General features: G+C 63.8%; 9 protein-coding genes. 3 read left to right on the top strand and 6 right to left on the bottom strand.

Annotation, left to right across the window (positions count from 1 at the left end):
• Window positions 1-1431, top strand: a 1431-nt coding sequence (locus Q0U08_RS03790; RefSeq protein WP_298089823.1) for a TonB-dependent receptor, incomplete at its 5' end; no start/stop codon positions are given.
• Window positions 1425-2519 (top strand): YdcF family protein, encoded by a 1095-nt coding sequence (locus tag Q0U08_RS03785; protein WP_298089821.1) that lies wholly within the window; start codon window positions 1425-1427, stop codon window positions 2517-2519. The genes Q0U08_RS03790 and Q0U08_RS03785, both read left to right, overlap by 7 nt.
• 114 nt (window positions 2520-2633) lie before the next feature.
• Here Q0U08_RS03785 and Q0U08_RS03780 read toward each other — a convergent pair whose 3' ends face one another.
• The 4 genes from Q0U08_RS03780 to Q0U08_RS03765 form a co-directional block, all read right to left on the bottom strand.
• On the bottom strand, window positions 2634-2999 hold the full coding sequence (locus Q0U08_RS03780) for a transposase (RefSeq protein WP_298089820.1): 366 nt from the start codon (window positions 2997-2999) through the stop codon (window positions 2634-2636).
• 394 nt (window positions 3000-3393) lie between these two features.
• Entirely contained in the window at window positions 3394-4446 is a 1053-nt protein-coding gene (locus Q0U08_RS03775; RefSeq protein ID WP_298089819.1) for a serine hydrolase, read from the bottom strand.
• Window positions 4443-5444 carry an alpha/beta hydrolase gene (locus tag Q0U08_RS03770; RefSeq protein WP_298089818.1) on the bottom strand — a complete coding sequence of 334 codons (1002 nt, stop codon included), beginning with the start codon at window positions 5442-5444 and terminating at the stop codon, window positions 4443-4445. Before Q0U08_RS03770 ends, Q0U08_RS03775 begins: the two co-directional genes overlap by 4 nt.
• Window positions 5445-5635: 191 nt before the next feature.
• Window positions 5636-6028, bottom strand: a complete 393-nt coding sequence (locus tag Q0U08_RS03765; protein ID WP_298089827.1) for a helix-turn-helix domain-containing protein — start codon at window positions 6026-6028, stop codon at window positions 5636-5638.
• Between the two features lie 91 nt (window positions 6029-6119).
• Between Q0U08_RS03765 and Q0U08_RS03760 the strand changes: the two genes are divergently transcribed.
• Window positions 6120-6854, top strand: coding sequence for an SDR family NAD(P)-dependent oxidoreductase (locus Q0U08_RS03760; RefSeq protein WP_298089817.1), 735 nt, complete (start codon window positions 6120-6122; stop codon window positions 6852-6854).
• A gap of 154 nt (window positions 6855-7008) precedes the next feature.
• On the opposite strand, the gene Q0U08_RS03755 is transcribed toward Q0U08_RS03760, so the two are convergent.
• Both Q0U08_RS03755 and Q0U08_RS03750 read right to left on the bottom strand, forming a co-directional pair.
• Entirely contained in the window at window positions 7009-8106 is a 1098-nt protein-coding gene (locus Q0U08_RS03755; protein ID WP_298089815.1) for an alpha/beta fold hydrolase, read from the bottom strand.
• Window positions 8107-8806: 700 nt separating this feature from the next.
• Window positions 8807-9271: a hypothetical protein gene (locus Q0U08_RS03750; RefSeq protein WP_298089814.1), complete on the bottom strand. Its 465-nt coding sequence runs from the start codon at window positions 9269-9271 to the stop codon at window positions 8807-8809.
• Between the last annotated feature and the right edge of the window lie 9 nt (window positions 9272-9280).

Genomic DNA, 9280 nt, shown 5'->3' with positions numbered 1-9280 from the left:
GCCAATGCGTTCGCCGCAGGGTTCCGCAGCGCGGCCGATGCCGCGTTCGGCAGCGCCGCCAACCCGGTCGCGCGGCTGGGCTATGCGATCGCGGGTACCAACGGCGCGACGGCCTATGACCCCTACAGCGCGTCCGGGCTGGTCGTGCAGGGCCAGTATCGCGGCGTCGGCTCCAGCTTCTATTCGGGGCAGGGCGATGTCAGCGTGACGCGCAAGTTCGACACGGGCATCGGCACGCACGACCTGCGGCTGGGCGGCTATGCCTCTGCCTATGGCCTGACCAACAAGGCGGTCTATCAGGATTACCTGATGGAGGTGCGCGGCCAGCCGCGGACGCTGGACCTGTTCGCCTATTCGGCGAGCGGCGCGGTGCTCGGCTCCGTCACCGACCGGGGCGTGCTGCGCTACGGCACGACGCTCAACCAGGGCGAGGTCGATTCCACCGTCTATGCGCTCTACGCAAACGACACCTGGGAGATCGTGCCCGGGCTGCGGCTGGATGGCGGCATCCGGCATGAATGGTATCATATCGACGGCTATGGCCTGACCTCGACCTCGGTGAATCTCGGCGATCCGGCGACGCTGGCCGACAACACGGTGCGCGGGTTCGACGGGGGGCGGCAGTCGCGCCGCGACAGCCCGACCGCGACCAACTGGACGATCGGCGCCAATTACGACGTCAGCGACCATTTCGGCGGCTATCTGCGCGCATCGCATCTGGAGGTGCCGCCGCAGTCGAGCAGCTATTACAATATCAACCCCGTGCTGGTGAAGACGCAGGCCGACCAGTATGAGGCCGGGCTGAAGGCGTCGTTCGGCCGCAACTACCTGTACCTGACGGGCTTCTACACCAAGTTCGATCCGTTCAACGCCTCGTTCGTGGCGTTCAACCCGGCGACGGGGCGAAACGACCAGGCGGTGCCGTTCATCGGCGAGGCCGAGGTCAAGGGCGTGGAGGTCGACGGCACGCTGGCGCCGGCGCGCTGGTTCTTCGTGTCGGGATCGTTCACCTATCAGGACCCGCAATACAAGAATCTGGAAAACAGCGCGGGCGCCGATCCGTCGGCGGTGAACGGCAAGCAGATCATCCGCGAACCCAAGGTCTTCGGCAATGTCCGCCCCACGCTGTCGTTCGACTTAGGGGGCGACCAGTTCGAGCTGTACGGCCGGTACGAATATGTCGGGCGCCGCTATGTCGACCTGTTCAACAACACGCGGCTGCCGTCGTACAACATCTTCGGGCTGGGCGCGACGCTGACGCATGGCGGCTTCCAGTTCCAGGTGGTGGGCGACAACATCTTCAACAACAAGGGACTGACCGAGGGCAATCCGCGCACCGACCAGCTGGACGGGCAGACCTCGCGCGATGCGATCTATGGCCGCCCGATCTTCGGCCGCAGCGTGCGCTTCATCGTCAGCAAGTCATGGTGAGCCGCGGCGCGGCAGCGGTATTGGTCGCGGCGTTGATCGCCGTAGCCCCAATCCCAGCCGCTGCCGCGCCGGTCCGCGACGCGCAACTGGCAGCGATGGCCGCACGGCTGTTCCCATCGCTGGGCGGGCATCTGCCGATCGATCCGGTGCGTCAGCGCCGGATTGACGCCTGCGCCGGTACCGCACCCTGCGTGGTCGAGGCGGCGATCTGGCGTGACGAGGAACGGGATGCCCTCGCCCGCAACGCCGGTGCCAGGGCGGCCGACGTCCGCCGCGAGATCGATGGACTGAATGAGGTGCTGCGCATCTATGGCGTTGGCAAGCTGCCTCGCTATCCGCTGGTAGACGGTTCCGACGAGGGGTTCGGCACCCCGGCCTTTGCCGCGGTGGTCGCCGATGCGGTTCTGCTCGCCACCGCGCAGGCAAGCGATCCGGCGGTTGCAGGCGACCCCAGCCTGTCGCTGGCGCTCGCTTTGCTGGACGCCAATGACAAGAACGCCGCAATCGCGTTCGAGCCGCTCGACCAACGCTACAACGCCGGCGCAGTGGCCAGGGCACGGCGGCTGGACTGGCCGCGCTTCCCCTACACCGCGATCATCGCGCTGGGCGTCGGGCCAGAGGACTCCACCACCGCGCTCAGTGCACGCGGCAAGGCGAATGTCCGCATGGCCGCCGAGCTGTTCGCGCAAGGGCTGGCGCCGTTCATCATCGTCAGCGGCAGCGCAGTCCACCCCCGCGACACGCCGCATGTCGAGGCGATCGAGATGCGCCGCGCGTTGATCCAGCGGTTCGGCATTCCCGCCGACGCGGTCATCATCGAACCCTATGCCCGGCACACGACCACCAACCTGCGCAACGCCACCCGCCGGCTGATCGCTCTGCGTGCACCACTCGATCGCGACGCACTCGTCGTCAGCAACATTGGGCATATCGACGCGATCGCCAGCCCCGCGTTCACGGCGCGCAATCAGCGCGAGCTGGGTTACCAATCCGGCCGGATCGGGTCGCGCCCGTCTCCGAACACGATCACCTTCCGTCCCGATGCTGCCTCTCTACGGATCGATCCGCTCGATCCACTCGACCCCTGATCATAGGTGGCCAAAACCAAGGGTTATGACGCCGTTTCGGAATGAGGCCTGCCCTGCCATGTTCATCTTGCGACAGTGCCCTGCGGCACATGCCAGTTAGAGTATCCGTGATGGTCAAGCGAGTGTTGGCGTCCAGAGGCGGTCTGCTTTGAGCATGGCATTTGCGGTGACGATGAGCTTTCGCATGACGGCAGTGATGGCGATTTTTGCAAGTTTTCCGGTTGCGATGAGCTGCTGGTACTTGGCCTTGAGTTCGGGATTGAAGCGTGCGGCGACGAGGGCTGGCACATAGAGGGCCTGACGAACATTGCCCCTGCCGCCACGGATGAAGCTCTTGCCTTTCCACTGCTCGGACTGGCGCGCGACGGGTGCGAGGCCGGCCAGCGAGGCGGCCTGCTTGTTGTCGAGCAATCCCAGCTCGGGCATCACCGCGATGATCTGGTTGGCCGTCAGCGTGCCCAGGCCGGCGATCCTGAACAAATTGCACGGCCAGGACACGGCCCTCACTGGCTCAGTTCCAATCAGTCGAGGGGGATCGTAGTGTCGTCGAAAGCACGAAATCTACGGATGCGGATTACAGCTATATGACGGTTGAATGCCGAAAGCTGCCCTTCGCGTCTCGTTTCCGAAGGTGTTGCCATGAGCCTCAACAGAGCAGCTATTCCGCTTTTTTGCCGTCTACCCGGCCGTTGAGCGAGGTGTCAGCCGCTGCGCTGCTTTGTTGAACGAACGTCCGGAGTCGGGAAGCGGGGGAGGCGGCATGAATGTCCACCGATGGGTCAGCAAACCTGGGCGCGATCCTCAGAATTGATCTCGCCTCTGCGACACCACGGCATTGCCCCCTCGATCTCTGGCATCTTCACCACCGGGACCATTACGGCCCACTAGCCCGCTCAGTGGCGGGCACAATCCCGTCATCAAGGAGCGTGTGGAGCGCCGGGATATGACCATTGTCTCGCGCGCCCCCGGGGTCGGAGGTCATGACGACCGTCAGCTTCAGGTCCGGCATGATGAACAGCATCTGCCCGCCATAGCCCCAGGCGAAGCGCAGAGGATGGCCGCGGCTGGTGCCGACGAACCAGCCATAGCCATATTGACCACCGCTCCACGGTGACACGGTGCGCGGGGTCCAGCTTTCCTCGATCCAGCGGACGGGGACGATCCGCCGCCCGTCGATCACCCCGCCCAGGCGATAGAGTTCGCCGAACCGCGCCAGGCTGCGCGGTGACATCATCATGTCGTTGCCGCCGAAATAGATGCCCTGCGGATCGCGCGACCATGGCGGGATGGTGATGCCGAGCGGCTCCGCCAGCCAGTTGCGCATCAGGGCATGGGTGTCGCGCCCCGATGCCCGCGTCAGCATCGCCGACAGCAGATGCGTGTTGCCGGTCGAATAGAGCATCGCATCGCCCGGCTCGTCGACGAACGGATGTGCAAGGGCGAAGCGGACCCAGTTGCGGCTGGACACCCAGCGCCCGTAATTCTCGCCGGACGTCCGCTCCAGTCCGGCGCGCATCGTCAGCAGATCCTCGACGGTCAGCCGGGTAAGACGCGGGTCGGGATTGGGCGGCGCATCGCTGCCGAGCACTGAGAGCACGGGCTGGTCGACGCCGGTCAGCACGCCTTTCGCGATCGCGATGCCGACCAGCGCGGACAGGACCGACTTGGACGCGGACTTGATATTGACCGGCCGGTTGAGCGGCGGCCCGCCGTTGAACCGTTGCTCCGCCAGTACCTGCCCGTCACGCAGGATCAGCAGCGAGCGGAGCCGGGGAAGACGGCGGGCTTGCGCAACGGTGTCGGCGAGGATGGCGCTGTCCAGGCCCCGCGTCTCGCCCGGGCGGGCTATAGCCGCTTGCCGTGGCGCAGGCGTGGCATCGCACCCGCTGGCGAGGAGGAGCGCCAACGCGCAGGCAAATCGCTTCACCGCGTGATCGCAGACCGAAGCGTTTGCAGGAACTCGGCGGGCGCCTCGACCTGCGGCGAGTGGCCGAGATCGTCCAGGCGGATCAGGCGCGCGCCGGAAATGCGCTTGACGGCCTCGTCGGCGGCCTGCGGCACCGTGCGGATGCGCCCGCGTCGATCCTCCGGCGCGCTATTGGCGCGAAAGGCGGTCAGGTCGCGCTGGCCGATGATGAGCGTGGTCGGGACCGCAAGGCGCGGCAGTTCGGCGGCAACGGGCTGGGTCTGGATCATATCTGACAGGCGGGCCTGTGCGTCGCGCACCGTGTCGCCGTCGGGGCTGGCATATTGCCCGGCCAGCATGGCGACCCAACGATCATAGGCCGGATGCCAAACCCCGTGATAATAGTTACGAAGCTGATAAGCCTTGATCGACGCGGTATCGGTCTTCGCCTCTTCCGCGCGCAGCCTGCCGAGGTCGGTATAGGGCACGCCCTCGCTCAGCGTGTCGTGGAGGCCGAGCGGGTTGACCAGCACCAGCTTCGCGACCCGCTCAGGGTACAAGAGCGCGAAGCGGGTGGCCAGAATGCCGCCGGTCGAATGGCCGACCAGGACAACCTTGCCGGCCCCGGCCCGGTCGAGCAGCGCCGCCGTCAACGCGGCCATAGCGTGGAAGCTGTACTGATAGCCGTCCGGCTTGGACGATTTGCAGAAGCCGATCTGATCCGGCACGATGACGCGGTAGCCCGTCGCCGCCAGCCCGCGCGCGGTGTCGCCCCAGGTCGCGGCGCAGAAGTTCTTGCCGTGGAGCAGAACGATCGTCGTGCCGTTCGGCGTGGCGGTCGCCGGCCGGTCGAGAAAGGCCATGCGAACCGGATGACCCTGTGACTTCGCCTCGAACCAGTGCACGGGAGCCGGGTAATTGAACCGCTTCAGATCGGCACCCAGCGGCTCGGTTTGCGCACCGGCGGTGGTCGAGAGCATGGCCGAGCAGGCGAGGGCGGAGAGAAATCGATGACGCATCAAGGAGCAACACCGGTCGCCACGTTGATATCCCTGCAGGCATAATGCCATTTCATGCCACAGCGCTGCGTTAAGCTGAACGATTGGCAGTCTCGGGCGTCCAAAAGACTAACAAAATTAGCCGAATATAGGGCGGCTTACCCGGCACGGCCCGGCAGACGTACACAAATTCTGAACCGGTAGGTTGGCAGTCAACCACGCCCACGTCCCCAGCTATCGCGATCAGCAAAGAGTTTCTGCATTTCCGCCATGTTCTCGGTGCCCCACTGGCATAGCGGCTCCAGCGCTTGGGCGAGGCTCTGTCCGAGTTGGGTCAGGGTGTAATCGACCCGCGGCGGGACTTCCTTGTAATCGTTCCGGTGCAGTACGCCGTCCGCCTCGAGTTCCTTCAGTTGCTGGATCAGCACCTTGTCGCTGACGTCACGAATGGCGCGCTTCAGTTCTCCATAACGGGTCGGTCCACGCAGCAGGAAATACAGGATCAGGGGTTTCCATTTGCCCGAGATGACCTTGAGCGTGGCGTCGAGGCCGCAGGTGAAGGCCGGGACGATGGGGCGTTCGACGAGATCGTCAGCTGGGAGCATGTCAGACATTCTTCATACTTACCAAAAGGTGCATACTTGTTCTTTGGTAGGGAGGTGGCCAGTTGCGTGCAACCCACGAACGGAGGCACGTATGAACAGACTGGAAGGTAAGATTGCTGTCATCACCGGGGGTGGCACGGGTATCGGCTTGGCTTCGGCGAAGCGGTTCATCGCGGAAGGGGCGTTCGTATATCTGTTCGGACGCAGGGCGGATAAGCTTGAAGCTGCGGTGGGGACGCTTGGCGCTAATGCGCGAGCGGTCGCAGGATCGGTTACCGACGCCGCCGACCTGGACCGGCTTTTCGATACGGTGGACAAGGCGCACGGCAGGCTCGACATCCTGTTCGCCAATGCGGGCACCGGCGCGCTGTCACCCTTGTCCGAGATCACGCCTGACCATGTTGACGCCACGCTCGACGTGAATGTGAAGGGCACGATCTACACGGTGCAGAAGGGTATCAAGCTGATGGAGCAGGGTGGTTCGGTCATCCTGACCGGCTCGACCACCGGCGTCATGGGGACGCCAGCGTTCAGCGTCTACAGTGCCTCGAAAGCGGCGGTCCGCAATCTCGCGCGTAGTTGGGCTCAGGATCTGCGGGGCACGGGGATCCGCGTCAACGTCCTGTCGCCGGGCCCGACGCTGACGGAACTTGCCGCCGAAGTTGTCGGGCGCGATGCCATGATCGAGATGGGCACGACGACGCCGATCGGACATGTCGGTGACCCATCGGAAGTGGCGGCCGCTGCCGCTTTCCTGGCATCATCGGACAGCAGCTTCATGACAGGCAGCGAGCTGTTCACCGACGGTGGCCTGGCACAAATCTGATGAAGGCCGGCAGTCGGCCTGAAACTGGCTGGGGGCCTTTCAACCCCTTACGTCAGTATCGGCCTCTACGTCAGTCGGGACCGACATGAAAAATCGCAGAACTAGGAAGTGGATACAGCGCTTCGAATGACGGCAATTGGGTCGTGTCGCCAACCTATTCAGTGCGTCGGAGCAGGTCGACTAAGTCTTGCTTCCAGAACCGGGCTGCGGTGTGCGTACCGTGACCGCGCGTGTCAGCCGTCTCAGGGATAAGGCGAAACCGGGCATCTCTCATGCGGGCAACCGCGCGCTGCGGGTAATCAAGGTTGCGCGGATTGATGAAGTCATCAGCTGAGTTTACCCATGTGGTTGGCGCGGTGATCGCTTCCAGTAGCGGCCACGGATCGTAGGTACGCGACGCATCGACCTGATAGATCAGGTCATTCGCGTCCGTGCCCTTGATCGATGCGGCCACCCGCTCGCGTGCGAATGCCTCGGCAGCTTCACGCCCAGGGTATCGTGCTTGAAAGTACAGGGGTGCGGCACCGGCAACGAATAGCAGGCTGGCGGCAGTGCGCAGCCCTTGCGTAGGCGGAGTTTGGTATTCGCCACCCGCCCACGCCGGGTCGGTCTTGATCCCGTCAATTACAAGCTTGCGCCACATACGGTTGAGGCCGGCGATCTCGACTGGCTCACAGGCCAGCGGCATCAGAGCGCGGGCAAAGTCGGGGTGCGTCTCGCCCCAGACCAAGGTGTGCATGCAGCCCATCGACGTTCCCATGATGAGGCGCATGCGTCGAATGCCAAGCCCATCGTGCAGCAGACGGTATTGCGCCTCGATCATGTCGTTATAATCGTAGCGCGGAAAGCGCATGTGCAGGCCATCCGACGGCTTTGCCGATTTGCCGTGGCCAATTCCGTCGGGGAGGATGATCCAGTAGCGCTTGATGTCCAGTGGCTGGCCAGAGCCGTAAAGCTCGTCCGCGAACTGCGGGGCAAGGAACTGGCGGCCCGTGCCGCCGGTGCCGTGCAGGACCATTACGGCATTGTCGATCTCACCCTTGGCGTTGCGGTGAGGCGATCCTAGCGTCGTGTAGTTGATGCTTAACTTCGGCAGGGTCTCGCCCGAGCGGAAGCGGAAATCGGGGACGGTGAATTGTGCATCTCGTGCCGGCCACTTCGACACGGCCGGTGCCGGTTTGGTCGCTGGCGTGAGCGGAGGCGTCTGGGTTACGGCAGCCTGGAGGAGCAGAAGCGGCAGGAAAGACAGCATGCCTCATCGTCGCGCCCCGTTGCTTTGGGTGCAAGTGGGCATTTTGGACTGCGCTGCGCCATCCTATCACGCTCCGGGAGCGAAAGGCCTCGCGACCCGGCTAGCCGTTTCGGCTGACGACTAACCGCCGGTGAATGGACGTCCGCAATTGGGAGCCGGCCTAGGCGCTCTGAGTGACCATTTCTGGGTCGCCGCGGCAGTAAGGAAGGGCGGCCGCTCTCGACCAAATTAAGACCTCCAACGGGCCTCGTGTGAACGGCCGCTAATTCCGGGACCTGCCATTCGTCTTACGCAAAGATGCCAGCCGGCGACGCGCCGCTAAACACCCAATCATAAACGCTTCGCTTTTCCTCCGCACGACCTGCCGCCAGTTTTTAGCAGAGCGTAAGTGAAACGGTAATTGCGATTCTTAACACTCCGCCGCCGTTTCCTAGTGTAATCCTCTATATGTCGCGAGCACCGCCAAGCGCCGCATGCCGTCACGACGTGTAGATGGGCGGCGGACAAACAGGACGAGCGTCCGGCCGAACATATTCGGAAAGCGTGAGCGCCGCGCCGCAATCGAGCGGCAGTGATCTGACGCACGTCCGATGCGCAGCCCGGCACCATGTTGTCCCGCCGCATCTGACGGGGCAGAAGGTGCCTGGCGGCAGCGGCAGCAAGTCGGCGCAATCACTGACAGCGTAACCGCGCAGGCTCATCAGGGCTGATACGGCAATGACGATTGGTGCAGGACGATACGCACCTTGCCGTCTTCGCACTCCTTGAACACGAAGCTCTTGTTCACGAAAATATGGCTGTCGTCCTGTCCGATGAAGTGGACATTGCATTGCACGATCGCGAGATCGCTATGCAGGATGAAGTCCTCCTTGTTATACCATACCTTTACCCACGGCTTGAGTTTGAAGCCCTTATCATCGGGGAAGTCGTCGTTTCCCCCGGTAAAGTAGGCAAGGGCCCCGTCCTTCGTCGGACGGAAGGTCCGTGCACCGAAGGTCAGGGTCGGCTTGAACAGAACCTTGCCCTGGTCATAGTCGTAATTGTCGCTGAGCACCTGCGTCGCAACGGCGCGGGGATCGCCGCCCTCGGAATGGGCCTTGCCGACCGCCACCACATTGTCGCACCATGTCTGCAACGCCTTGTGCACCATGTCTTCGGTAAACATGTCATCGCT

Source organism: uncultured Sphingomonas sp. (assembly GCF_946477935.1).
In the GTDB taxonomy this organism is placed as follows: Bacteria; Pseudomonadota; Alphaproteobacteria; order Sphingomonadales; family Sphingomonadaceae; genus Sphingomonas.
This window is presented reverse-complemented; position numbering and strand designations above follow the sequence as displayed.

Excerpts from the sequence above, each read along its gene's own strand:
- Q0U08_RS03785 (WP_298089821.1), top strand. The coding sequence starts at position 1,425 with ATGGTGAGCCGCGGCGCGGCAGCGGTATTGGTCGCGGCGTTGATCGCC.
- Q0U08_RS03770 (WP_298089818.1), bottom strand. The coding sequence starts at position 5,444 with ATGCGTCATCGATTTCTCTCCGCCCTCGCCTGCTCGGCCATGCTCTCG.
- Q0U08_RS03765 (WP_298089827.1), bottom strand. The coding sequence starts at position 6,028 with ATGCTCCCAGCTGACGATCTCGTCGAACGCCCCATCGTCCCGGCCTTC.
- Q0U08_RS03760 (WP_298089817.1), top strand. The coding sequence starts at position 6,120 with ATGAACAGACTGGAAGGTAAGATTGCTGTCATCACCGGGGGTGGCACG.
- Q0U08_RS03755 (WP_298089815.1), bottom strand. The coding sequence starts at position 8,106 with ATGCTGTCTTTCCTGCCGCTTCTGCTCCTCCAGGCTGCCGTAACCCAG.
- Q0U08_RS03750 (WP_298089814.1), bottom strand. The coding sequence starts at position 9,271 with ATGTTTACCGAAGACATGGTGCACAAGGCGTTGCAGACATGGTGCGAC.